Origin of the sequence: Paeniglutamicibacter terrestris (assembly GCF_012271785.1) — a bacterium.
GTDB lineage: Bacteria > Actinomycetota > Actinomycetes > Actinomycetales > Micrococcaceae > Paeniglutamicibacter > Paeniglutamicibacter terrestris.
This window is the reverse complement of sequence record NZ_JAAWVT010000009.1, coordinates 110,248-134,118: the sequence shown is the minus strand read 5'-3', so window position 1 is coordinate 134,118 and position 23,871 is coordinate 110,248. Positions and strand designations below refer to the sequence as shown.

Sequence of the window (23,871 nt, the reverse complement as noted above, 5' to 3'; positions counted from 1 at the left end):
CATCTTCAGCAGCGAGCGAAAGGCGGCCCCGTGGCCCAGCGGCAAACCCACTACGAAGTCTTGGGCGTTGCTCCCACCGCTAATGCCACGGATATCAAGTCCGCCTACCGCAGGGCCGCCCGGGCCACCCACCCCGACCACGGCGGAAACGCCGAGGACTTCGCGCGTGTCACACTGGCCTACGAAACCCTCATCGATCCGGCCTCCCGCACGCGCTATGACCGCAGCTACGGTACCGAGTCCAGCTACCTCCGCGGTAAGGCCCCCACCCGTGAGGATGACACCGGCGATGCGGGCCAGCGCGGTTCGATGCGCTTTGATACCTCCGGGACCCGGCCCTCTGCCACCACACCCACCGAGTATCTCCCACCCCTGGACGCCCCGGGCGCCGTGGATCGGGCCACCTCCATCCGGCAGGTCCATGGCACCCCACGCAAACGCGGCATTTTTGGCGCACAGGCCCGACTAGCCCGCGAGACCCGGACCGTAGCGCTGCTCTCGCGCCAGGTGCTCACCGCACTGCCATCGGCCCGGCTCATCAACGGCCTGCATGCCCCGGGCGGTGGCTACATCGACCACGCACTGCTGGGCGGCTACCGGCTGGCGCTGATCCACTCGATGCTGCTGCCCAAGGGCGTGTATCGCTGGGACGGTGATTCGCTACTGCGCGATGGCAAACACATCGAACCTCCCCGAATCACCCCGGTGGTACATCAGATGCAGTCACTCTTCCCGGAACTCAACGTGACCGGGTGGACGGTCCTGCTCGCTCCCGATGGCAACCTGCACGAACCGGTCATCGACTATGTACGCGGCGGTGTCCCCGGGGACATGAGCGTGGCCAACGTGGTGAACGCCATCAACCTGGTGCGCGAAATGAAGATGTTCCTGGGCACCGGCCCTGCCCCACACGTGGTGGATCGCACGATCCTAGCTAGGCTGCTCGGCGGAATGTATTAGGGCGTGACGCGCACACCCCGAGATGCGGATCAGCAAAGATGGCTGGCCCCGCCGGTCGGAGCAGGCTCTTTGGCTCAACGCACAGTAAACTGATGGGCGTGTTCCGAATCCTTTTTTACACCCCAGAAATTCCCGGCAATACCGGCAACGCCATCCGTTTGGCGGCGGTGACGGGTGCCGAGTTGCACCTCGTTGAGCCGTTGGGCTTCAACTTTGAGGATGCCAACCTGCGCCGCGCCGGCCTCGACTATCACGACCTGGCCGTGGTCACCGTGCACAAGGACCTCGCCGCGGCCTGGGAAGCACTCCAACCCGATCGTGTCTTCGCCTTCACCTCCGAGGGCAGCACCACCTATTCAGATATCGCCTACGAGCCCGGTGATGTGTTGCTCTTCGGCCCAGAATCCGTCGGACTTCCGGCGGAGGTCAAGGTGGATGAGCACGTCACTGCCACGGTTCGGCTGCCCATGTTGGAGGGGCGACGGTCACTGAACCTGGCCAATTGCGCATCGATCGTGCTGTACGAGGCCTGGCGACAAAATTCGTTCGGCGGATCTACACACTAAACGCATAGCCTTCTCCCCTAAGCTTGTTCGGTGGTTATTAACCTGCCGCACTCTCCCACTCGAATTCCTAAGGATGGCAACTCATGACCGGCACCGATCCCGTTTACCCCGGGCACCGCGGCGACGAGAACGACGACAATCTGGGCATGGATCTTGTTGACCAGGTAGCCACCGAAAACGATGTTCCAACCCGGCGCCCGCTGAAAAAGTGGGTCCTGGTAGTTGCCGGACTCGCAGTACTGGTCATCGGCGTCATCGCCATCGTGGTGAACCTGCTGCCCACCGACTACGTGTCGAAGGTCGAGGGGGCCTCGGACCAGGTTGTGGTCCAGGCCGAGGTCAAGGGCGGCGGACATGCCGCGCTCACCACCTCTACCAAAGTTGACGCCGGCACCCTGGAACTCACCGACATGCCGGTGCTGGACCCGAGCAAAACCTACACCCTCTGGTTGATCGAGGTAGACACCGACCGGCCGACCCGTTTGGCAGATGTCCCCAGCGATGGCGCCGCCGCCAAGGAGGGCTTTACCGGTCTGGAGAAGGTTGCCTCGGTGATGGTCTCCGTGGAGTCTTCCGATGCCACCAGCACCACTCCGAGCAGCGAGCCACTGGCCGTCTTGGATTTGCCGGAAGCTAAGTAAAAATCGCGGCGAGCTTTTCACCGCAGTAACAACAACACAGCAAACGCCGATGGGCCGCTCTCAAGCGGCACATCGGCGTTTGTTTTGACTGCGTCTGTACTGACGTAGTTGGTGCTGCGTGTGATCCCGGAGGCTTAGAACCCGGCGATGGTATCTGCAGCGTTCACTGCGACCACGTGGAAGGCCTCGGCCAAGGCACCGGGGCCAAGACCCGCCGCAGCCCCCTGCGCGGCAGATTGCGCGCGGACATAACGTTCCATGGCCGGCACATCGGGGTGCTGACTCAGGTGTTGGCGCAGCGCGGCCAGCTTCTTCTCAAACACCGCGGTGATCTCCACCCGGTGATTCTCCCGCTCGGCCGGGGCACCATAAAGCCAGAGCCACGGCAGCTTGTAGGCCGCAAGACCCGCCTCTTCCAGCTCCGGGTAGGCAAAGGGGTTCTCCACCGCCGGGTAGATGGCGCGCGTGACCGCCTCACCACAAGCCAGATGATCGGGGTGCGAACGCTGGATCCGGTCCCAATTACGTTCGGTGTGCATCCCCAGCACCACCTGTGGGCGCAGGGTACGGATCAACGCGACCACCTGCTTCATCACCCGGTGATTGGGTTCGAGGTAGCCATCGGCCTCGCCCAAAAAGTGCACGGTGTCCACGCCCACCAAGGCAGCGGCCGCCCGCTGTTCGGCGTGCCGAGTGGCGGTGATCTCCGCGGTGGTACGCGCATCAAAACCGCCGGCGTCACCATCGGTCATGATGCAATATTCCACGTGAACGCCCGCGGCCGTCCAGGTCGCCACGGTGCCCGAGGCGCCAAAGTCCAGGTCATCCGGGTGCGCGGCAAAACACAGGACCCGGGTGATTTCCTCGCTGGCCGGGTCAAAAATTCCCACGCCCACTTAGCCCTGTCGCCGACGAATTTCGGCGGCGGCCTGCGGCAAGACGCTCGCCAAATCGCCGATGATGCCCAGGTCAGCGATCTCGAAGATCGGCGCGTCGGGGTCCTTGTTGATCGCCACGATGTACTTGGCGCTCTGCATGCCGGCCTTCTGCTGGATCGCCCCGGAAATGCCGGCGGAGATGTACAGCTGCGGCGAGACGGTCACACCGGTCTGGCCCACCTGGGCCGAATGATCAATCCACCCGGCGTCGGTGGCGGCGCGCGAGGCGCCCACCGCGGCGCCCAGTGCGTCGGCCAAATCCTCCACGGGACCAAAGTCCCCATCCACGCCGCGGCCACCGGCCACCACAAAGCGGGCCTCGGAGAGTTCCGGGCGACCGCTAGCGATGTGCGGTGCGGTGGCGGTGATTCTTGCCGCTGGCCCGGATTCACCGAGCTCGAGCGTCTGCACGGGCGGCACCTGCGCGCCGGAGTCCTGCGCTTCGGCCGGCTGAACACTGTTGGCCTTCAGCGTGATCAGCGCGGGACCACGGGTGATACGGGCGCGCACCGTGTAGGAACCGGCGAGCACCGATTTGGTGACGTTCAGTTCCTGATCCACGGCCACGGCGTCGGTGATGACCCCGGAGTCCAGGCGTACCGCGGCACGCGCGGCAATCTCGCGACCCTCCATGGTGTTGGGCAGCAGCACCGCGTCGGCACCCGCCGCACGGACGGCTGCCACCAGCAGCGACACGGCCGGGGCAATGAGTTCGCCGCGCAGCTGCTCCGGTGTCACCGCGCCATAAAACGCGGTGGCGCCGGCACCGTGGAGCCCGGCACGGGCCGCGTCATCGGCGTTGTCTCCGAGCACTACAGCTGCCTCACCGAGGCTCGCGGCAAGGGCCAGGAGTTCGCGCTGACCCTTGGTGGGTGTTTGCGCGGGAGCGTGAATGTAAACAAGAATTTTCAGCATGCTTCTTTTCCCCTTGGGTAGTGCTAGATGAGCTTGGCGTCGGCGAGGAAGTCCACCAGGGCCAGGCCGGCTTGGCCCGAGTCGGTGATGATTTCCCCGGCACTTCGTGGCTCATGTGGTGCCGCATCCAGGACCCGGGTCCCCGATCCTGCGGTGCCCACGGTTGATGCTTCAATGCCCAGCTCGGCTAGCGAGAGGGTGGTAATCTTCTTCTTTTTGGCCGCCAGGATGCCGCGGAAGTTCGGGTAGCGCGGCTCGTTGGCCTGATCCGTGACCGAGATCAGCACGGGCAGTGGCGCGCTCAGGGTCTGTGCGCCATCCTCGCCCATGCGGGTCGCGGTGATGATGTTCGCATCATCAAGTTCCACCGCCGAGAGATTGGTCAGCTGCGCCAGGCCCAGACGTTCGGCCAGCTGCGCCGGGACCAGGGAGGTCTCCGCGTCGGTGGACGCCATGCCGGTGAGCACCACATCAAATCCGCCCAAGTGCTTGATGGCTGTGGCCAGCACCAGCGAGGTGGCTCCGGCATCGGAACCCTCAAGTGCCGCATCACTGATGTGAACGCCGGCGGAGGCGCCCATCTGCAGTGATTTTTTCACCGCGTTGGCTGCGCCGGCCGGTCCCATGGTCAGGGCCGTGACATGGTTGCCACCCTTTTCCCCACCGCGTGACTCGGCCAGTGCCAGGGCGGCCTCGATCGCGTATTCGTCGAGTTCGGACAGGACGGAATCTTGGCGATCCAGCCGGTGGCCATTGGGCAAAAGATGCCGCTCGAATTGGACATCTGGTACGTGTTTGACCAATACAAGAATGTTCAAGGGCGTGCCGGTCTTCTGGCTCATTACTGCCTTTCTGAAAAACGTGGACATCTCCATCGCGGAGCGCCGTGGCCATCGATGCGCACGGTGACCTATCCTTCGGTAATACCCGAGCGGCGCAGGGCTCCGCCATCCATGGTATCGGTGATTTCTGAGTCGATGATTGATGACGGCGCGCGTCGGCACCGTCTTGGACACATTTGTCGTTCGGGGTGCCATCTCACGCAATGCCACGCAATAAAGCGGCGGGGCTCCGGGCGCATGATGCGCTCGAAGCCCCGCCGCCGGGTGTTTATTGCTACTTTGTTACTCCCCGGTGTTTTCGCCCACCGTCACATTCGCGCTGCCGTCCTTGCCATTACGCGTGTAGTGGATCTCCGCGGTGCCGCCGACGGCGATCTCGCGGATGGCTGCCGTCAGCGAGGAACTGTCGGAGATGATGCGCGAATCCACACCGGTGATGACATCGCCCTTTTGCAGTCCTGCCTTTTCCCCGGCACCGCCGGCCACCACGCTGGCAACCTCTGCGCCGACGCTGAAGGAACTGCCGCCGCCGCTGTTATTCACGTCCGCGGCCTTGGCCTGCACCGTAACGCCCAACAAACCGTGGGTTGCCTTGCCGTTGGTGATCAACTCATCGGCGATGCGCTTGGCGTAGTCGATCGGGATGGCAAAACCGACGCCGATGGAGCCGCTCTCATCACCGCTGGTGGAGCCGGAGCCCGAGGAGGCGATGGCCACGTTCACACCGATGATGTTGCCGTTGACATCCACCAACGCACCGCCGGAGTTGCCGTGGTTGATGGCGGCATCGGTCTGAATCACGTTGATGAAGATCGAGCCGGCCGAGCTGCCTTGCTGCTGCTCACCGGGGAACTGGAAATTGAACTGGTTGGAATCGCCCTGGGAATTATCCGAACCCTCGGTTTCCTTCGGAACGGCGGAGGACGCCACCGAGATCGTGCGGTTCAGGGTGGAGACGATGCCGTCGGTCACCGTTCCGGCAAGCCCCAGCGGGGCGCCGATGGCGATGGCGGTATCCCCGACGTTGAGCTTGCTGGAGGATCCGAGGGTTGCCGGGACCAAGTTTTCCGCATCGATCTTGATGATCGCCAGGTCCGAGAGGGGGTCGGTACCCACCAGCGTCGCGGCGTGTACCTTGCCATCGTTGGTGCGCACGGTGATCTTCGGGTCCGATGTCACCCCGCCTAGGGTGACCACGTGGGTGTTGGTCAGGATGTGGCCGGCCTTGTCCATGATGATCCCCGAACCCGAACCGCCGGTGCTACCGCTGGAGACCTCGATGGTCACCACGCTGGGGCTGGCCTTGGCCGCCGCCGCCGTGACAGCTGTGACGTTCTCCGGGTTGTTGATCACCACATCACCCTGTGGGGTGGCCGAACCGGCGCTGGTGGCGGTGACGTTGGAACCCATCACGTAGTTGGCGCCGATGGCACCTCCGGCACCGAGCAGTGCCGCGGCAACCATGCCCACGATCAGCGCGCCGGAGGTGAACTTCTTGCTGGCACTCTGCTTGCGTGGCGGCAGCGCTGTCCCGAAGGCCGAGGTATGTTCTTCCGGCGTGGGGGTGCCATAGGGCCCCGGTGCCGAGGCGTTGGTGTAGGCGTGTTCCGGGGAGGCAGCAGCTGCTGCCTGTGGGTACGTCGGCGCCCCGGGATGTTGGGGTGCCGCTGGGGACTCGGGCATCGGTGGGGTTTCGGAGTGACGGGGCAGCGACTGAGTCTGATCCGCAGCGCCAGAAATTTTGGAGACCGGAGCCTGTGTTGCCTCGGTACCGGCATCGGCGCTCGGGGGGCTCACCGGACGTGGCGGTATGTTGGCCGTTCCACGCGCTCCGTCGTCGTTGCCATCGGTGCCTGGTTTCTCAAAATTGTTCTCGCTCATGGCGGCTGTTCCAATCCCTTGGTGGTCGTTGAACTGGGGTTCTTGGTAATAACTATGCCTGCGCGGGCTGTGGCAACGAAAAGGAGCAGCTGAGTGTCAGCTGTGAGAAGGCATCGGGTATTCAGCCGACAGGCCAATCCACCGGCGATTCTGTGGACGCGGCTCCCCCACCACCCTAGAATCGATATCGACAGCAGAAAACGGATCACCACACGCGTTTGCGCACGTGGCGCCGGGCATCTTCTGCGGCCGACCACGCAAGGTGAAGGAATATTATGAAGTCGCTCCCCCGGCGGATGGCCCTCGTGGCAACCGCAGGAATCCTGTCCATGTTCGTTCTTGCGCCAGCCGCGTCGGCAGATTCACCCGTGAACATTCCACCGGGACAATTTGTCATCGATAAGGCCGGAGTCCTGGGCTCAGATACTGCGGAGGTCAACGCCGCGCTCACCGAACTGCGCAGCGAAACCGGCCAGAATCTTTTTGTCGTCTATGTTGATTCCTTCACCAACCCCGACGATCCGGATCAATGGCTGAAAGAAGTAGTCCAGAAGAAGAAGCTGGGCAGCAGTGACTCGATCCTTGCGGTCGCCGTCACGCAGCGCGCCGCGCGATTCGAGTCTCATGACAATGGTGACATCGTCGAATTCGACAAGGAGATCTTCACCAAGATGATCTCCCCGCAGCTGACGAAGCTGGATTGGTCGGCAGCGGCACTCGGTGCGATCACCGGCATCGAAAACGTTGCCAATGGCAAGAGCCCCACCGGAGGCGAGCAGAGCTCCAGCACGTCCGAAACCTCAGATTCCGGCGGCAATGGTGGCTGGCTGCTGGTCGGCGGAGTCGTGGTGGCCGGTGGCGCCACCGCCTGGGCACTCTCGCGACGCAAGAAGTTGCCCGCTGGCACCCCGCAGGTGGCCGCGGGCCCGGACGGCAAGCCGATTGACCCATTGGCCTCCCTGAGCATCCCCGAGCTGCGCACCAAGGCCGGCAGTTTGCTCATTGCCGCCGATGATGCCATCCGTTCCTCGGAGCAGGAGGTCGGTTTCGCCCAGGCGCAATTCGGCGACGAAGCCATCAAGCCGTTTACCGAAGACATCACCGCCGCCAAGGAACACATGTCGGAGTCCTTCAAGTTGCAGCAGCAGCTTGATGACCACATCCCCGATACCGAGGAAGACCAGCGTTCCTGGCTTGGCGAGATCATCCGCCGCTGTGAGTCGGTCAATGAGGCGCTCGAGGCGCACACCGAGGAATTTGCTTCACTGCGCGAGCTCGAAAAGAATGCCCCTGCTGCAGCCGCGGAGCTCAAGACTCGTATTGAGCCCCTGCGCACCCGCCTCACCACGGTCCAGGGCACTCTCGCCGAGCTCTCCACCACGTACACCGACACGGCGCTGAATCAGGTCCACACCAACATCGCCGAAGCCACCAACCGGCTGGACTTCGCCGATACGGCAGTATCCACCGCCGAGGCAAAGATCACCGCCGCGCAGACCGCCGAGGCAGCCGTTGCCGTACGTGCCGGTGAAGATGCTGTGCACCAGGCCACGGTGCTGCTTGACGCGGTGGCCCATGCCGGTGACGATCTGGCCAAGGCTCGCACCGATCTTGAGTCGATGGTCTCCACCGCCGCGCAGGATCTGGCTCAGGGCCGGGCCCTGGTAGCCGACGGCTCACATCCTGAACTTGCTGGTCCGGTGGCAGCACTGGAACCCGCGCTCGCCTCCGTTGCGACGCAGGTGGGCAGCGGTCGCGTGGATCCCGTCGCGCTGCTGGCCGAAGTTGATTCCGGACACCGGCCCCTGAATGAGGCGCTGAACCAGATCCGCGACACCCAAGAACGCAACCGACGGGCAACAGATCAGCTGGCGTCGGCCATCCGTGGCGCACAAATGAAAATCAGCGGCACCGATGACTTTATCCGTGCCCGCCGCGGCGGTGTCGGAGCCACGGCCCGCACACGGTTGGCCGAGGCCCAGCGCAACCTTGATGAGGCCCTGCGCATGGCCCCCTCTGACCCGGTCAATGCGCTCGCCTTCGCCGAGCATGCCGCGGCGCTGGCCGACCAGGCCGCCCGCGAGGCAGAAAACGATGTTAATGGTTTCGGCGGTGGCGGCGGTTTTGGCGGCGGCGGAGGCGGTAACAATGGCCTCGGCGGTGCCATCCTCGGCGGCATCCTCATCGATTCCATTCTGCGCGGCGGCTCAAACTCCGGTGGCGGTGGCATCTTCGGCGGCGGCGGTTTCGGCGGCTTCGGTGGAGATGGCGGCGGTGGCGGCGGATTCGGCGGCTTCGGCGACGGCGCGGGAGGCAACTTCTAACCCTCACCCCACCCGCACGTTCCGGTGCACCGGGAGCACATCCCGGGTCCCCGGAACCCCAGATTGTTGTACCGCGCTTTCCTCACGGGAGGTGCACACATAGGTAGTTCACTAGTCAGTCAACGAAAGGTCTCATCGTGGTAAAGCAGTCTATTTTCGGTCGTGTCGCCCAGCTGGCCAAGGCCAACATCAACGCCATGCTCGATTCGGCGGAAGATCCCCAGAAGATGCTCGACCAGATGGTGCGCGACTACACGGACAACATCGCCGAGGCAGAAACCGCAGTGGCCCAGACCATCGGCAACCTTCGTATGGTCGAGGAAGATTACGACGAAGACGTTCAGGCCTCCTCCGACTGGGGCAACAAGGCCCTCGCCGCCTCCGGCAAGGCCGATGAATTCCGTTCCGCTGGCGACACCGCGAATGCAGACAAGTTTGATTCGCTGGCTAAGGTGGCCATCCAGCGTCAGATGCAGTCCGAATCCGAAGCCAAGAGCGCCGAACCGAGCATCACCTCGCAGCGCGACGTCGTGGATAAGCTCAAGACCGGGCTGGACGCCATGAAGTCCAAGCGTCAGGAACTGGTTTCCAAGCGCGATGAACTCGTGGCCCGAGCCAAATCAGCTCAGGCTCAGAACCAGGTGCAGGAGGCCGTGAAGTCCATCGACATCATGGATCCCTCCAGCGAGGTCGGTCGCTTCGAGGAAAAGATCCGCCGCGAAGAGGCTCGCGTGCGCGGTGCTGCAGAACTTGCCTCATCCTCGCTCGATGCCCAGTTCAACTCTCTTGAGGATCTTGGCGAGCAGACGGAGATTGAAGCCCGCCTGGCAGCCCTGAAGGGCCCGAAGTCCGCCCCGTCGCTCACCACCGGCACCTCGGAGTAGTCCTTCACCCCAGCAGCATCGGATCGGGGCAGCGCTGTCGCTGTCCATAACGATCCCTAAGTGCGGCGCGTACGCTCGGCATCATGCCGGGGGCACGCGCCGCATTTCTGTATCCGGCGCACCCCCTGACGTGCGCCCGGCGCTCACCGCACCCACTTCCCCGCACAATAACTAAGCCCTTCAGGCCCCAGCAACAGGGCCGATGGGCATCATCCGCAGCGGTTCTCCACAGCTTTCACCTGCCCTATGGCACCGGCATAGCTCCGACGGGCATGCTCGATGTCATGAGCAAGCAAGAGTCCAACCAGCACCAGAGAGATGACCGTGGGTACACCGGCCCGTCCTCGGGGCCCGATCTCCACGCGAGAGGGGCCGAGCGTTTCCGTGCGCTGCTTGCCGCAGAAGACTTTTTCATCACCGCCGCCGCTGAATTGGCGGCAGAAACCCAGTCACCAACGGAGGCCGCAGCGCTGGCTCTGGTGATCGAGCGGGCGCACCGGCAAACGAGCTACCTTCAGGTACTTGCCGCACAAGCCGCACAGCGGACGCTGGCCCACGAATTGCCCCTTACCATCCTCGAGGTACTCAGCGATGCTTTGGCTCGCCCCGAGGACTTCCTAGCCACCGACGCACGGCTCCCAGAAGACCCGGCCACCCATCCCCCTGGCCGACTCCCCCACAAGAACACCACCGAATTTCTCCAGCATCTGCTGGGCTGCAGGTACTTCGAGAGCCGCGACCGGGTCCGGGCGGGAACCGCCATGTTGCCCCATACGGATGTCAACGGGATCCAGCACCCAGCTCGGTACCCACGGCTATCGGCCGATGCCAAGGCCGGAACTATCGATCCCAAGCAGGCCATTCAGGTAGCAAAAAAGCTTGACGCAGCGGCACCAGAAATCCAGTCCAGGCCCGACGCCGCATCCTTGGCCACCACCATCGAAAAGCAAGCCCTCGATTCACTTCATACTCAGGGCCCCGCAGCCACCAATAAAATGATTGCGTCCTGGCGGGCCTCATTGGAGGACACCGCATCCAGCGAACCCAGCGACGAGGAGATCGCTTCCAAGACCGGCATCTTCCTGACTCGGCGCACGGAACACTTCAGCTATTTCAGCCTATGCATGCTCAATATCGAGGCAGAGGTGCTGCTGTCCCATTTCGCCAACGCCGACAATCCCCGCACGGCGGCCGGAAATCGAGAGAAACTGGCCCGGGATGCCACGTCACCAGATTTTTCGGTCGAGCCGAGCAACGACGACGAGAAGCCAGTAGCAGCGAATATGGATGCTGATGCTGATGCTGATGCACCTAGACTCCCAGCTTGGGCAGCAGATCCCGAGACGCCCAAGGATCAGCTCCCGCGGTCGACATACAACGACGTCGGTCTTGCTGCAGCTCATGTCAACCGTCCCCAGGGCGGCAGGGACACAACACCACCTGACTTGTCCTCGTTCAACTTTCTGGACAACGACCCAGGGCAAGATGGGCTCTCCCCGGCTCGTCGGCGCCTCCAAACGATTCTCAACGTTTTACGAAGCGTCAAGGGCACCAAACAGAAGGAGAGCGGGGCGCTGGCGAAAGCGACCTTGGTGGTCCATTGCCAACTCGAAACGTTGCTTGGGCTGGCCGAACGGGCCGGTATCAGTGCACATGGGCTGAGTATCAGCCCCGGCGAACTCAGACGAATGTTATGTGATTCCGGCGTCCTGCCGGTGGTCTTCAGCGGTCAGAGCCAGATTTTGGACATCGGTAGGGAGCAACGATTCGTCCCCGAATATATGCGGCAAGCAATTCTCGCGAGGGACGGCGGCTGCTTGGTTCCTGGCTGTACCGAGTCCCCGGAGCATTGCCAGATGTGCCATATCGTTGCGTGGGAAGATGGCGGTTCCACCAGCGTGACCAACATCGGGCCGGGGTGTAGCGCCCACCACCATGATTTTCATTCAGGAAAGATCCGACTAGTACTGGACGACAACGGCCTGCCCGCGGTCATCTTGCCAAACTATATGGACTCCGAGCAGCTACCTCGCAGAAACGCGCACTGGCAACATGAAAGCCAGACGAATCCACGGCTGTTCTAGCTCCACCTCCGCGGCCCTGCGGTCGCAGCCCGTTTCCATCGGTCATGAGCAGATGGTGCAATGATCACTAAAATTCAAGGCCACGGACCACTGATGATTTAAACCAAGAAAGGCCCGACGGATCAAATTGATCCGTCGGGCCTTCAATGTGGAGATGGGGAGAATTGAAAACCCGTACAGCACATTATTACGTCACATCCCATATCGCTCCCCCGCGAGATCATGCGGATCTTTAATGCATCCGTGCGCATCATTCGGGACCACTGTTGGCGTGGCCAACACTGTTGGCAGCTTATTTCCTTACCAAACCTCGGCAATACGCTTCAATCGCCCTGAGTGGAAGACCTAGCTCCTGAGCGATGAAATTGTGACTGTCCCCGAGACTCTCCGCCTGCGCATAACGCTCGTGACTAATTAGGAGGCGTGCAGCATATTCATCGGCTTTCATCTCATTGGCGGGGCTGCTGTCGAGGTGGCCATAGTGAGCGTGCCCTAGTTCGTGAGCCAGGGTGAAGCGTTCGGTCGATTCGCAGAGCCCTTGATCGAGAATGATCATTCCGAGCTCGTGATAGTAGACGCCGTTGCGTCCATCAAGGTGTCCATACAGAACGCGGATCCCCCGGCGCTCTGCAAGCTCTAATAAAGCGAGCACTTTCCCCCTATGGCAGTTCTTGGTCAATCTCCTGCTGGCGCATGGAATCTTCCGTGCGATCATCAGCAGCAAGTCCGAAGATAGCGGAAGGGTCAGACACTAGCTGGCGCTCAGCTTCCAATATGACCCAGCTAAGTGACAAGCCCATTTCGCTTGCGAAGGATTCGATCTCTCCGATGGAGAACTTGGTGTCCCCACGCAGTTTTGCGCTAAGTGAAGGCTGTGAGATTCCTAGGGCTTTCGCGAACTTATTGGCGCTCAGCCGGCGCTTGGCCATTTCCACCCTGACTACGGCAGCGATAGCTAGTTCAATGTCGGAGAGCTTCTTAGTGGTCATGCGACTACTTTAGAACAATTCCGACAGAACAACAAGAACGACTTGCGTTCCTAAAAGAAAACTTCTAGATTGAATGCATGCCCACTAAGAACATCGCCGACCAGATCATCTCTGAAATCCGCGCAGAGATGGCCCGGCAGAAGAAAAGCGGAACCGAACTAGGTCAAGTCCTCGGGATGTCCCAACGAGCCGCAAGCTACCGACTCAACGGACAGCGCGCCATGGGATGGGACGAAACTTTCACCACCGCAAACTGGCTCGGGCTCACGCTCGCAGAGCTGGTAAAGCGGGCCGAAATCGCACTCGAACTACCCGACCGCACCGAGCTAGCGGCGTGAGCGTCGAGGAAGTAGTCGAAGCATTCTTCCGCACTCCGGAAGAGGTGGCGCCAGAGCTGGGGCTCAAGCCCACCACTCTCCGCCGCCTCTGCCGAGAGACTGGCATCTGCACCCGCCTAGAGCGCGGCAGGATCACTCTTACTGAGGATGACAAGCAGCGCATGATCGCTCACCTGATCGAAGCCAAGAAGGAAGCTGCCAAGGCTGAGGATTACGACCCCTTCGCCTGAGCACCGCACCACCGTTTGTACCAAGCATCTCCCCGGCCCACAGTCTGGCCACCACACCCCCTTTATTACCTCACCACTACCTGCGTGTTTTTTGCGCGGAGATCGGGGCCTTTAGCGTGCCCAATTTACTGCCAATCGTCCTGACCACTGCCGAGTCGAAGGGCCAAGACCTCAGCTTCTCGCAGGCCAAGAAGATCGCACGCCGCTTAGAGAAGCGGTTCGACTCCTACCGCGATGTTGATCCTCTGGCGTATGTCCTGCACTTCTGGGACGAGACGGGCGAAACGGCAGTGAAGAACGTTATGACGGCAAACGCGCTGAGGCGCATCAACCAGAAAGAGAGCATCCCAGCATGAACGCCAAGAATTTGATCGCACGGGCTGAGGCCGCGTTGCGCACGAATCAGCCTAACCTCGCCACGCTGTACATGAGGCGGGCGACTGATGAGACGTTGTGGGATCGACTCGACAACTCCATCGCCCACTTCAATGCCATCCGCAAGCTGAGGTGGGTCCGATGACCACCCCAATGGCTATCTCGCTGGATGACAAGGTGGATTGGTTCGTCCTGGCGAATGAGGCGCTGGATGTGGTGATTGAGTCGCAGCATCTTTTCTCGGCCGATGATTTGCGCGGCAAGGTTCCGGCGCCGGCGCATCCGAATTGGTGGGGTGCATTGTTCAATGCGGCCAGCGCTCAGGGGCGCATCGTGAAGGCCGGCCCGATGCTCTCGCGTTCGAAGTCTCGCCGCGGCGGTCTTATCTGGCAGTGGAAGCAAGTCATTGAGCACGAGGACCGCACACCCTAACTTCTAACCCCATTCCCGGCCCGCAACATGCGGGCCTTTTTTGTACCCAAAACCAAGGAGAACAACTTGCGTTACTTTGCAATATTCCTACTGCTCATGAACACGTCCATCGCGGTCTGGTGCCTCAGTGTCGGATCGTTCGGCTGGGTATTCTCGCTGGTCGGCATCGTCATTGCTATTTACATGATCTTCGCGGACATCAGGCACCGCGCCACCATGGAGCAAATCGACGCTGATCACAAGCGTCGCATGGCCGAAATCAATAGGCGTTGGTCATGAACCGCCGCACCGCACTCAAGGCCAGTGTCTGGTCAGTCCCGGTCATCGCGCTTGCTGTGGCTGCTCCTGCCGCTGCTGCATCGACTGTCGCGCCCACACCAATCTCGTGTACGCCGGTTGAGGGTCAGGGTGCGCGTCACTGGGTTGGCGTGTACAGCGACGGCCAGACGGTGACGATGAAGCACTCGGACGCGATGTCCAGCGTGTTCGGTTCCTTGTGTCGCGCTGCCGGGTCGAATCCGGGGGCTGGGAAATGAGCGTGCTTCTCGACTCAGTGTTCAATGGCGCAGACCTCGCCCTTATCGTCCTCGTGCTCGCCGTAGCGGCATGGGGAGAACGGCGCGACGCCCGCCGGAACGCAGCCCGCGCCGAGCAGGTAGCGGAGTGACGTTTATCGAGGTCGGCCAAAAAGTCATGGCAGCACTTGGCCAGCCCGAATGCATAGCCCGATACAAGACCGACGATCCCGAATACGTGGGAGCCCTAGCGCTCCGACAGAACCACGTGACACACCAAGGAGTGATGACCCAATGAGCAACAATGTCGAAGCAACGTTCCACCCGCACCCGTCCTACACGGCGATGGAAGCCGCATGGGACCCCGTGCGACGTACTGCCTATCCGGGGACATTGGCCGCGCTAAACCCACCCGACCGCCCCAACGACGCATGGGCCAAGTCAGACCTGCCACCCAAACCCACCTACCCCATTGGCAATCTCGCCACACAGAAGAGGAACAAAAAATGAGCATCGCAGGAACCATCGAATCACTCGAAATCGTCAACTTCCAGCGAGTCAGCGCCGTGAAGATTGAACCGACAAACAATGTCATCATGCTGTTCGGCCAAAACGGCGAGGGCAAGACCAGCGTCCTCGACGCCATCGAAACCGGCTTCTGCAAGTTCAATGCGAAGTTCATCAAGCGTCCCATCAAGGACGGATCCGGTCGCGCTGACATCAAGATCAAGCTGACCGATGGCACGTTCCTGCATCAGAAGTTCACCCCTTCCGGCCCGACGCTCGCAGGTACGAAACCGGACGGCGGCAAGCTGGGGCAGCGGGATCTTGACCAGGCAATGAGCATGCTCGGAGTTGATGCTTCTGCGTTCACTACTGTTGGCGAGAAGAAGCAGCTCGAAATTCTGCTGTCCATCGTGAAGCTGCCGTTCGTTCCTGCCGAGTTGGATGCAGAAATCAAGGCACTCGAAGCCAAGCGACTGTTGGCCGGGCAGCAAGGTAAGACGATTGGCGACTTCAACGTAGACAATGGCCTACCGACCGATGAAGTAAGCCTGAATGACCTACTCGGGCGGCATCGCGAAGCGCAGGAAGCGGTTACTCAACGCAGCAACATGACCCGCGCTGTCCAGCATTGGAAGTCCGAGACTGAACGTCTCAAGCACGAGTTGGCCGATGCAGAACGAAAGGCCGTCGAAGCTGAGAAAAACCTCACCGCCCTGCCGCTTGGCGAAGACCCAGTATGGCTGCAAGAGCAGATCGACGGGGCCGAGACCTCGAACGCGGCGATCCGGTCCAACAACACTGCTCGCGAACAGGCCGAACGCAAGGCGGCACTGCTCAAGGAATGGAACACATTCGACTCGCAGATAAAAGCAGTCCAGCAGCGCAAGGCAGACGGACTCGCAACGGCAGAGATGCCCGTTGAAGGCCTGTCGTTCGATGAAGATGGCGTCCTCTACCAAGGCATCCCATTCTCACGGGCATCCGGCGCCGAACAGATCATCGTCAGCGCGGCCATGATCATCGCTACCAACCCTGAGGTTCGCACCATGGTGATCCGCAACGGCAACGTCATGGACGAAGCATCCTTGCAGGTCCTGCAGTCGATGTGCGAAGACAACGAGTTCCAAGCATTCGTTGAGTTCGTCAGCGATTCCGAAGACCACGAATTCCGCCTCGTAGATGGAGAACTTGCATGATCAAGACCGGCGCACGAAAGGAAACTCCGAAGCAGGAGACACCGCCAGTCGCTATATCCAAGACCTACGTGCCGCCCGAAAATCCTGCACGCGCTGAGCCCGTAGACCTTACCGGCACAACGCTGGAAGTCTTCAACGTCGATCAGGGCACAGAAGAGTGGCACGCTGTCCGGCGCGGGATCGTTACTGCGTCGGTCATGCATGCACTCATTTCGAGCACCACGCTCAACGTGTCCACCGGCGAAACGGCAAAGAGCATTCACCGCTTACTTGCGGCCGAACGGATCACCAACTACACCGAGCCGACCGCGACCAGCAGGGACATGGAGCGCGGGAATCTAGACGAGCCATATGCACGAGATCTCTATTCCGAGACTCATGCGCCGGCTGCCACTGCTGGGTTCATGATCCGCACGTTCGCCGGATTCCAGATTGGTTATTCTCCAGACGGCTTGGTCGGAGACGACGGTCTAATCGAAATCAAGTCACGGGCCCAGAAGAAACACGTCGAAGTAGTGCTCGCTGAGGATGACGTCCCTGCCGAGAATATGGCTCAGATGCAGACCGGGATCTTGGTCATGGGCCGCAAGTGGTGCGACTACGTGGACTACACGGGCGGCATGGCGCTGTACGTCAAGCGCGTGTTCCCGGACCCCGCGTGGCAGCAGGCAATCATCGAAGCGGCCAAGCTCTTTGAAGCCAGCGCTACCCAGATGATTTCTGACTACCTCGAAGAAACCAAGGATGCGCCCATTGCCGAGCGCATTGACCACTTTGAAGAAATGGAGTTCTGATCATGGACTTATCGGAGAGCATCATTGCCAAATCCGATCAGCAGAACGCGGCTGATTATCTTTCAGGGCCACGCACATTCACCATCGATAGCGTGTCCCCTGGTAGTCGCGAACAGCCGGTCAATGTGTATCTCGTGGAGGCTCCGGGCAAACCGTACAGGCCTTCAAAGACGATGCGGCGTGTACTGGTGGCGATCTGGGGCAAGGACTCGACGCAGTACGCCGGGCGGCGATTTACTTTGTATTGCGATCCCTCAGTGATGTTTGGCGGCGTTGCGGTTGGTGGCATCAAGATCAGCCACATGTCGCACCTTGAGAAACGTCGAGTTCTTGTGCTCACTGCGACTCAGAAGACAAAGGCTGAGCACGTCATCATGCCGCTCAAGGAGTCAGCCCCGCAGCCCGTTGACCTCACCATCCCCGCGGAAGTGTTGGCAACCATCGCCAAAGCAATGGAAGCGGGCACATTGGCTGACTACCTCGAGTACGCGAACACGAACAACGCACCGGCGCACATCATCGAGCACATTCAGGCGAGTCTCAACAGCCTGCCCGATTAGTCTCCATCCACGATGATGCCGACGAGCTTCCCGCCTTCTGGCACGAGGGCATCGAGCTTGTCACGAGCTTCCTCGTAGGTGGCTCCCTCTGCTTCCACGGTTAGGAAGTCGCCATCAATTTCTACTGCTGAACTAATTTTCACCACCCAATCCTAAGCCCGCCACAGAGCGGGTTTTTTCATGCCCAGAAAGAGGCTCACATGAGTAACGACTTCCCCTTTGGCTGCTCGCTAGTAGTCATTGGCGCTCTGCTGGTCGGCGCGGCCGGTATTGGCATTGCGAAGAACCTCCACGAGGAACACCCGACCTGCACAATTACCGCCAAGGAATCGATTGCCAAGGAAAAGGGCCACGAGTACCGCGTCTTCACAGAAGAGTGCGGCGTGCTCAAGGTTGGAGACACCATCTGGCGGATGCACTTCGAATCCGCCGACGTCTACGCATCACTGCACGAAGGCGAGACGTACGACCTAATCACGACAGGCTGGCGCGTCCCGTTCCTGTCGTGGATGCCAAACGTCGTAGAAGCAACCCCCGCAAAGTAACTACCCACCCCATTTCCGCGAACGCCGTCAGCCTCCCAACTGGCGGCGTTCGTACCCATCCTCAAGGACACACATGGACCCCTGCTGCCAACGATGCCGCGGCGCACTCCAGATCTGCCGCTGGCATTACTGCGACTGCCATAAACGCGGTTCCGAAAAGAACCTCAAGTACGAAAACAAAACACATCGGGATCCGACCGCGGACACGGCGATCCGCAACCTCACCGAACGAAGGAATCGACCATGACCCGCGACGAGGCCCGCACGTATACTCGCGCCGCCGTCGAGACCTACTACAAACACTTCGGCCAGTATGTCGAAACTCCCGGCCAAGAAACCATCGTGCTCGATCTTGGGGCACGCATTGGGCACCGAGTAGCCGAGGCAACCTTCGAAGAAGCACTCGCGATCCACGAGCGCATCGACCAACTCAACGACAACACCCAGACGCTCGCACACGGTGGCCTCGACGTAACCCCACACGATCACGACTACCCGCAAGCCAAAGCCGCCCACATCGAAAGCACCCAACAGGAACTCACCGCCGCAATCGACCGCATCGTCGGCAACGGACCAAAGGGCGAACGATGAACGCACTCAAACAAGGTGACCGCATCAAGGTCACTGACAAACGCAGCATCTACCTCGGATACTTCGGCACCGCCGAAAAGGTAGATGAACACACCGTGCACATCCGCATGGACAACGGCGGGGAAATGAAGAAGTCCATCGAATCCGCCGCCGATCCCAAGCAATTGCGCATTCTCGCATAACCACCCTCACCCGGGCCGCTCACATTTGTGAGCGGCCCTTCGCATACCCAAGGAGAAGCCATGTACCTGCAAGACCTGCTTGATCCGACCGAACTCAAGAACGAGATCGCCGCCGGATACGTCCGCGCCCAAAAGCTCAACGAGCTGACGATCCTCAACTACACCGACAAAGCGCAGTACGACCGCCACTGGAACCTGATCACTACCCAGTGCCGCGGCCTCATCGTCAAGCCCAACGGCCAGGTCATCGCCCGACCGTTCCCGAAGTTCTTCAACACCGGTGAACCCGAAGCCATCCTCGACTTGACTGCACCCGTAACGGTGACGGACAAACTCGACGGCTCGCTCGGAATCGCCTACGTCATCGGCGGCAAGGTCCGCATCGCCACCCGCGGATCCATGAGTAGCGAGCAGGCCATCCACGCGACCGGACTGCTCAACAAGCGATACCCCGACTGGATGCCGCCCGCCGGCATAACGGTCCTCTTCGAAATCATTTACCCCGAAAATCGCATCGTCGTGGATTACGGACCACTCGATGCCCTGATCCTGCTCGGCGCCATCGACATCGAAACCGGGACCAGCGTCACCCCGGCAGAGATTGAGTGGCCGGGCGACCGGGCCACGGTCTTCCCCTTTGAAACTCTGGCCGAAGCATTCGATGCCCCGGCACGCAAGAACGCAGAAGGGTTCGTCGTCCACTTCCACGGCACCGACACCCGCGTGAAGATCAAGCAAGACGACTACGTGCGCCTCCACCGCATCGTCACCGGATGGAATGAACGCACAGTCTGGGAACACCTTGCCGCCGGGGAATCGCTCGCAGAACTCACCGCGGGCCTACCCGACGAATTCCACCGCTGGGCCGACAACATCGGCAAGCAGCTGCTCGACCAGCACAACAACCTCGTAGACGAAGCCGAAACCGCATACCGCACCCTCACCGAGTACGTGCTGCCCGCCGACTTCGACCGCAAAGACTTCGCCCTCGAAGCATCCAAGCACCCACTGCGCCCGGCCATCTTCTCCCTGCTCGACGGCAAAGACATCCACGCCTGGGCATGGAAGCAGATCCGCCCCACCACACAGAAAGAAGCATCCCTTGTCTAAGCTCATAATCACTCGAGGTCTCCCCGGATCCGGCAAAACCACTTGGGCCCAAGCATGGGTCGCCGAAGATCCCGAGAGCCGAGTACGCGTCAACCGAGACTCCATGCGTAAGATGCTCCACTTTGACCAGCGGGCCGCAACCCACCTGACCGAGCAAGTCATCACCAAGGCCTGCGCGGACCTCGTGCGCAGCTACCTGCGCGCTGGGCAAGACGTTGTCGTGGACGACACCAACCTCCGGCAGCGCAACGCACGAGCATGGGCCACCCTCGCGCACGTTACCGGCGCCGAACTCGAGGTCCAGGACTTCACCGGATGCGCACTCGGTGTCTGCCTCAACCGAAACGAAAAGCGCCCAGAGCAAGAGCGCGTGCCCGCTGAGGTCATCAAGAACATGCACATGAAGTTCCTCAACTCCGGGCCGCTACCTCACCCGACTGCCGACGTGGCCACCGCCGAGGAATGGCAGCCATGGGAACCGACGCCAGGACTCCACGACGTCTACCTCGTGGACATCGACGGCACCGTGGCACTCTGCGGAGAACGAGACATCTACGACGGATCCAAAGCCCACCTCGACACCCTCAACAAGGAAGTAGCCCGCATCGTGCTTGGCCTCCCCGGCCAAGTCATCTTCATGACCGGACGCAGTGAAGACCACCGGCAAGTCACCGAAGACTGGCTGCTGGCCAACGGCTTTGGCTGGCCCCGGGTATACATGCGGCCCGCCGGCGACAAGCGCCGCGACGACATCGTGAAGCACGAACTGTTCAACCAACACATCCGCAGCCGCTACAACGTCGCTGGCGTCTTCGATGACCGCAACCAAGTCGTAGAGATGTGGCGAGCAATCGGCCTCACCGTCTTCCAAGTCGCAGACGGCAACTTCTAACCCCACCGGCGCGCACCCCCATCCCAGCCCGGGGTGCGCGCCGCCCATCCCGAAAGGACCCCACTAGATGGCAAAGGACACTCGGGCATACATCACGGTCGCCGACGAATTCCCCGAGCACCCAAAGACCCTCGAGCTTTCCGATGCCGCATTCCGTGCAGTCGTTGAACTCTGGTGCTACTCCAACCGACGCAAGACGGACGGGAAAGTACCAGCGGGCCTCGTTCGTCGCTATGCACCAGACGTAATCGAAGAAATGCTCACAGTCGGATTCATGACCAAGTCCAACGGCAAGCACGCCATGCACGACTACCTCAGTCACCAAAAGTCGAAGCTTGAAATCGAGCAACACATGAGTGACAAAAAAGAAGCTGGACGCCGCGGCGGAATGAAGTCATCGCACATCAGAAACCACGTCAACAAGGGAGTAATCGACCCCAACTGCGAAGACTGCCCGGGCGCCGAACCGGACGAAGAACAGTGAAGCAAGTCCAAGCAGAATCCAAGCAGCTGCTTGTAGCAGAACGGTGTTTTGTTGACGCTCTGCTTCAAGCAAAGTCCAAGCAGAATCGAACTAACCAGTAACCATTAACCAACAAGCTCCTTGGGAGCTTGTCTCACCTAGGTTTCTACTCATCTTTTAAAGAAGAACGGGGAAAGATTTTTCGTCGAATCGTCACCTAAGTTAACGCGAACCAATCCAACAATCGACGAAAGGAATTCATCCGATGATCCACAAGCAGCAAGCCGAAGTTCTCGCCGCACTCCTGGCACTCATGCGCCCCGGCAACTGGCGACCCAATCAAACACTCAGCCTCTTTGCCGAGCACCGAGACGACCCGCACCCCTTCCCAGTCATCGCCGAAGCTGCAATCCGCGCTGCGAATGACCCCGCGATCAAATCACCATCCGGGATCTTCCTGCCCGGCAAGCACTGGCAATTCGAGACGTTCAAAGTTGAGCCCCCGAAAGCCGACCCGTGCCCAGATCACGAATGGGAAGCCGCGCACCACTGCCGAGCCTGCCTAGCCGATGTTCTCGTAGGGGAACGCCGTTCCGATCAAGTCGGCAAAGGGAAGCCCAAACTGTGCAAACCACAACCGCCGCCAAAGGGCTGGCGGCAAGCCGAAACCGTTCCAAGCCCAAGCGAGGCGCGCACCAAACCCTATTCTGAGGCCATAGGCTTCATCCCATGAAGCACTTAACAGACGCCATCCGAAGCGCTGCAACTCAACAAAACTGGTACTCCGCCCTGACACTTGCACTGACGATGCCAGATATCTGCAGCAAGCTCGCTCGGCCGAACGCAAAACCGGGCCCACGCTTTGTTGAATGGGTCGACAAGAATTTCACGCCAAAGTACACATCACCTATGCCAGGTCTGCTGTCCGATGAAAAAATGATCTGGATCAGCGGGACAGACTTTTACGCGCTCAGGTGCGCCGTCCTCCACGAAGGATCGTTCGACACAACCAAGCACATGAAAAACGAAATCGATCGAGTTTTCCGGGAATTCATGTTCACTGCGTCCCCTCCGAACGGCAAAAGTGCTCATTGCAACAGCATCCATACGACCTTGCAGCTAGATGTCCGCACATTCGCCAACGACGTCGCCGATTCAGTTGACGTCTGGGAAAGCAATCTCAAACCTGAATCCGCGACGCTAGGCAGAATGCGCGGCCTAATGACCATCGCAAAAACCGAAGCGGATGGGGCAGTCGTAATGGTAATCCCGGCTCCTCAGTAAAATAGGGCGATGAGAATTATCCCCGACCACACTCGCGTTCGACAGGTCAGCATCCGCGACAAGCTCGGCGTGACCGCACCCAAACCATCGAGAGCTTTTACAGAGTGCTTGGGGACAACGGCACCATCACCCACGAAGCACCCGACCAAATAGAGCGCATCCCCGAAACCTCATAGGATGAACGGATGATCCTCTCAGAAACCTTGAATTGTGCAGGCTCCATCGCGGATGCCCAGACCGTGTTCCAACTGTCTTGCGAGATGCCGGTGCAATCCGAATTCTGGCCTGCTTTCTGGCAAGCAATTGCAGCATTAGCGACACTCGTAGCGGTTGCCGTTGCGCTTTTTCAATCGAAGAGTGCTGGCGACGCAGCTGAACAGGCCAATAAAACCGCGGCTAAAGCCAACGAACTACTGGACCAGCGCCACCAAGACGATCGGTATCGTCAAGCATCACGAGTCATTGCTTGGACCGAGATTGACGCCGGAACGCAAAATCCTAGGGTCTACATTGAGAATGCCTCGGATGACGCCATCTACAAGATTACCGTCACTAACGATGGCTTGCCCGACGGAAAATGGGAGCTCCCAATCATGAGGCCCAGGACGATGCTGGACACCTCGCTGGCTGCCGATTCCCGCATGTACAAACCTAGCGAGATCATTCCAGTCCATCTCAGTTTCGAAGATTCCCTCGGGCGCACCTATGAGCGAGACCCAGACAAGGGAGGATTCCTTTCGGATATAGGACCATGCTGGACATAGCCAACTAGCCGTACCCACGCCGCCTTCGGGCGGTTTTCTTTTGCCCCAAGCCACCGCCCACCCGGTGGC

At 60.6% G+C, this 23,871-nt stretch carries 33 protein-coding genes; 26 read left to right on the top strand and 7 right to left on the bottom strand.

The features are described 5' to 3' along the window. The first annotated feature begins 30 nt into the window (after nt 1-30). From HED64_RS16305 to HED64_RS16295, 3 genes are all read left to right on the top strand, one after another. Nucleotides 31-960 (top strand): DnaJ domain-containing protein, encoded by a 930-nt coding sequence (locus HED64_RS16305; protein WP_168153044.1) that lies wholly within the window; start codon nt 31-33, stop codon nt 958-960. A gap of 98 nt (nt 961-1,058) precedes the next feature. Then, nucleotides 1,059-1,526, top strand: coding sequence for a tRNA (cytidine(34)-2'-O)-methyltransferase (locus HED64_RS16300; RefSeq protein ID WP_132364741.1), 468 nt, complete (start codon nt 1,059-1,061; stop codon nt 1,524-1,526). A gap of 83 nt (nt 1,527-1,609) precedes the next feature. Beyond that, the gene (locus HED64_RS16295; RefSeq protein WP_168153043.1) at nt 1,610-2,167 is read left to right on the top strand and encodes an anti-sigma factor; all 558 of its coding nucleotides are present in this window, start codon (nt 1,610-1,612) and stop codon (nt 2,165-2,167) included. A gap of 134 nt (nt 2,168-2,301) precedes the next feature. Here HED64_RS16295 and HED64_RS16290 read toward each other — a convergent pair whose 3' ends face one another. From HED64_RS16290 to HED64_RS16275, 4 genes are all read right to left on the bottom strand, one after another. Further along, nucleotides 2,302-3,057: a PIG-L family deacetylase gene (locus tag HED64_RS16290; RefSeq protein WP_168153042.1), complete on the bottom strand. Its 756-nt coding sequence runs from the start codon at nt 3,055-3,057 to the stop codon at nt 2,302-2,304. Between the two features lie 6 nt (nt 3,058-3,063). Beyond that, on the bottom strand, nt 3,064-4,020 hold the full coding sequence (locus HED64_RS16285; protein WP_168153041.1) for an electron transfer flavoprotein subunit alpha/FixB family protein: 957 nt from the start codon (nt 4,018-4,020) through the stop codon (nt 3,064-3,066). A 23-nt stretch (nt 4,021-4,043) separates the two neighbouring features. Then, entirely contained in the window at nt 4,044-4,862 is an 819-nt protein-coding gene (locus HED64_RS16280) for an electron transfer flavoprotein subunit beta/FixA family protein (RefSeq protein ID WP_210149841.1), read from the bottom strand. Between the two features lie 282 nt (nt 4,863-5,144). Then, nucleotides 5,145-6,743, bottom strand: a complete 1,599-nt coding sequence (locus HED64_RS16275) for a S1C family serine protease (RefSeq protein WP_168153040.1) — start codon at nt 6,741-6,743, stop codon at nt 5,145-5,147. A 275-nt stretch (nt 6,744-7,018) separates the two neighbouring features. Between HED64_RS16275 and HED64_RS16270 the strand changes: the two genes are divergently transcribed. The 3 genes from HED64_RS16270 to HED64_RS16260 all read left to right on the top strand — a co-directional run bounded on the left by HED64_RS16270 (nt 7,019) and on the right by HED64_RS16260 (nt 12,035). Continuing rightward, entirely contained in the window at nt 7,019-9,067 is a 2,049-nt protein-coding gene (locus HED64_RS16270) for a TPM domain-containing protein (RefSeq protein ID WP_168153039.1), read from the top strand. 137 nt (nt 9,068-9,204) lie between these two features. Beyond that, nucleotides 9,205-9,951 carry a PspA/IM30 family protein gene (locus HED64_RS16265; protein WP_168153038.1) on the top strand — a complete coding sequence of 249 codons (747 nt, stop codon included), beginning with the start codon at nt 9,205-9,207 and terminating at the stop codon, nt 9,949-9,951. A 284-nt stretch (nt 9,952-10,235) separates the two neighbouring features. Next, the gene (locus tag HED64_RS16260; RefSeq protein ID WP_168153037.1) at nt 10,236-12,035 is read left to right on the top strand and encodes an HNH endonuclease signature motif containing protein; all 1,800 of its coding nucleotides are present in this window, start codon (nt 10,236-10,238) and stop codon (nt 12,033-12,035) included. 292 nt (nt 12,036-12,327) lie between these two features. Here HED64_RS16260 and HED64_RS16255 read toward each other — a convergent pair whose 3' ends face one another. After that, nucleotides 12,328-12,687 carry an ImmA/IrrE family metallo-endopeptidase gene (locus HED64_RS16255; RefSeq protein ID WP_168153036.1) on the bottom strand — a complete coding sequence of 120 codons (360 nt, stop codon included), beginning with the start codon at nt 12,685-12,687 and terminating at the stop codon, nt 12,328-12,330. A gap of 7 nt (nt 12,688-12,694) precedes the next feature. Next, nucleotides 12,695-13,024 (bottom strand): helix-turn-helix domain-containing protein, encoded by a 330-nt coding sequence (locus HED64_RS16250; protein ID WP_168153035.1) that lies wholly within the window; start codon nt 13,022-13,024, stop codon nt 12,695-12,697. A gap of 77 nt (nt 13,025-13,101) precedes the next feature. Here HED64_RS16250 and HED64_RS16245 point away from each other — a divergent pair, with 77 nt between their 5' ends. The 11 genes from HED64_RS16245 (at nt 13,102) to HED64_RS16200 (ending at nt 17,971) form a co-directional block, all read left to right on the top strand. After that, complete coding sequence (locus HED64_RS16245; protein ID WP_168153034.1) at nt 13,102-13,362, top strand: hypothetical protein; 261 nt, start codon at nt 13,102-13,104, stop codon at nt 13,360-13,362. Continuing rightward, nucleotides 13,359-13,592 (top strand): RWP-RK domain-containing protein, encoded by a 234-nt coding sequence (locus HED64_RS16240; protein ID WP_168153033.1) that lies wholly within the window; start codon nt 13,359-13,361, stop codon nt 13,590-13,592. Before HED64_RS16245 ends, HED64_RS16240 begins: the two co-directional genes overlap by 4 nt. A 116-nt stretch (nt 13,593-13,708) precedes the next feature. Next, a complete protein-coding gene (locus HED64_RS16235; protein WP_168153032.1) occupies nt 13,709-13,948 on the top strand; it encodes a hypothetical protein in 240 nt (79 codons plus the stop codon). 160 nt (nt 13,949-14,108) lie between these two features. Continuing rightward, nucleotides 14,109-14,399, top strand: a complete 291-nt coding sequence (locus HED64_RS16230) for a hypothetical protein (protein WP_168153031.1) — start codon at nt 14,109-14,111, stop codon at nt 14,397-14,399. Nucleotides 14,400-14,465: 66 nt separating this feature from the next. Beyond that, the gene (locus tag HED64_RS16225; RefSeq protein WP_168153030.1) at nt 14,466-14,678 is read left to right on the top strand and encodes a hypothetical protein; all 213 of its coding nucleotides are present in this window, start codon (nt 14,466-14,468) and stop codon (nt 14,676-14,678) included. Next, nucleotides 14,675-14,935 carry a hypothetical protein gene (locus HED64_RS16220; RefSeq protein ID WP_168153029.1) on the top strand — a complete coding sequence of 87 codons (261 nt, stop codon included), beginning with the start codon at nt 14,675-14,677 and terminating at the stop codon, nt 14,933-14,935. The genes HED64_RS16225 and HED64_RS16220 overlap by 4 nt, the downstream gene beginning before the upstream one ends. 2 nt (nt 14,936-14,937) lie before the next feature. Continuing rightward, a complete protein-coding gene (locus HED64_RS20090; RefSeq protein ID WP_281069252.1) occupies nt 14,938-15,066 on the top strand; it encodes a hypothetical protein in 129 nt (42 codons plus the stop codon). 142 nt (nt 15,067-15,208) lie between these two features. After that, nucleotides 15,209-15,424: a hypothetical protein gene (locus tag HED64_RS16215; protein WP_168153028.1), complete on the top strand. Its 216-nt coding sequence runs from the start codon at nt 15,209-15,211 to the stop codon at nt 15,422-15,424. Then, a complete protein-coding gene (locus tag HED64_RS16210; RefSeq protein WP_168153027.1) occupies nt 15,421-16,617 on the top strand; it encodes an AAA family ATPase in 1,197 nt (398 codons plus the stop codon). Before HED64_RS16215 ends, HED64_RS16210 begins: the two co-directional genes overlap by 4 nt. Next, on the top strand, nt 16,614-17,411 hold the full coding sequence (locus HED64_RS16205; RefSeq protein WP_168153026.1) for a lambda exonuclease family protein: 798 nt from the start codon (nt 16,614-16,616) through the stop codon (nt 17,409-17,411). Before HED64_RS16210 ends, HED64_RS16205 begins: the two co-directional genes overlap by 4 nt. Before the next feature lie 2 nt (nt 17,412-17,413). Beyond that, nucleotides 17,414-17,971, top strand: coding sequence for a hypothetical protein (locus HED64_RS16200; RefSeq protein ID WP_168153025.1), 558 nt, complete (start codon nt 17,414-17,416; stop codon nt 17,969-17,971). On the opposite strand, the gene HED64_RS16195 is transcribed toward HED64_RS16200, so the two are convergent. Beyond that, complete coding sequence (locus tag HED64_RS16195; RefSeq protein WP_168153024.1) at nt 17,968-18,114, bottom strand: MoaD/ThiS family protein; 147 nt, start codon at nt 18,112-18,114, stop codon at nt 17,968-17,970. The genes HED64_RS16200 and HED64_RS16195 overlap by 4 nt on opposite strands. Before the next feature lie 57 nt (nt 18,115-18,171). Between HED64_RS16195 and HED64_RS16190 the strand changes: the two genes are divergently transcribed. The 9 genes from HED64_RS16190 (at nt 18,172) to HED64_RS16150 (ending at nt 23,802) form a co-directional block, all read left to right on the top strand. Continuing rightward, nucleotides 18,172-18,516, top strand: coding sequence for a hypothetical protein (locus HED64_RS16190; RefSeq protein WP_168152925.1), 345 nt, complete (start codon nt 18,172-18,174; stop codon nt 18,514-18,516). 243 nt (nt 18,517-18,759) lie between these two features. After that, complete coding sequence (locus tag HED64_RS16185) at nt 18,760-19,107, top strand: hypothetical protein (protein ID WP_168153023.1); 348 nt, start codon at nt 18,760-18,762, stop codon at nt 19,105-19,107. Next, nucleotides 19,104-19,289 (top strand): hypothetical protein, encoded by a 186-nt coding sequence (locus HED64_RS16180; RefSeq protein ID WP_168153022.1) that lies wholly within the window; start codon nt 19,104-19,106, stop codon nt 19,287-19,289. Before HED64_RS16185 ends, HED64_RS16180 begins: the two co-directional genes overlap by 4 nt. 60 nt (nt 19,290-19,349) lie before the next feature. Continuing rightward, the gene (locus HED64_RS16175) at nt 19,350-20,399 is read left to right on the top strand and encodes an RNA ligase (RefSeq protein ID WP_168153021.1); all 1,050 of its coding nucleotides are present in this window, start codon (nt 19,350-19,352) and stop codon (nt 20,397-20,399) included. Next, nucleotides 20,392-21,291 (top strand): phosphatase domain-containing protein, encoded by a 900-nt coding sequence (locus tag HED64_RS16170; RefSeq protein ID WP_168153020.1) that lies wholly within the window; start codon nt 20,392-20,394, stop codon nt 21,289-21,291. The genes HED64_RS16175 and HED64_RS16170 overlap by 8 nt, the downstream gene beginning before the upstream one ends. Before the next feature lie 67 nt (nt 21,292-21,358). Continuing rightward, a complete protein-coding gene (locus HED64_RS16165; protein ID WP_168153019.1) occupies nt 21,359-21,775 on the top strand; it encodes a hypothetical protein in 417 nt (138 codons plus the stop codon). 244 nt (nt 21,776-22,019) lie between these two features. Then, nucleotides 22,020-22,487, top strand: coding sequence for a hypothetical protein (locus tag HED64_RS16160; RefSeq protein ID WP_168153018.1), 468 nt, complete (start codon nt 22,020-22,022; stop codon nt 22,485-22,487). Continuing rightward, complete coding sequence (locus tag HED64_RS16155) at nt 22,484-23,038, top strand: hypothetical protein (RefSeq protein ID WP_168153017.1); 555 nt, start codon at nt 22,484-22,486, stop codon at nt 23,036-23,038. Before HED64_RS16160 ends, HED64_RS16155 begins: the two co-directional genes overlap by 4 nt. A 185-nt stretch (nt 23,039-23,223) precedes the next feature. Beyond that, complete coding sequence (locus HED64_RS16150; protein WP_168153016.1) at nt 23,224-23,802, top strand: hypothetical protein; 579 nt, start codon at nt 23,224-23,226, stop codon at nt 23,800-23,802. Nucleotides 23,803-23,871: the final 69 nt, after the last annotated feature.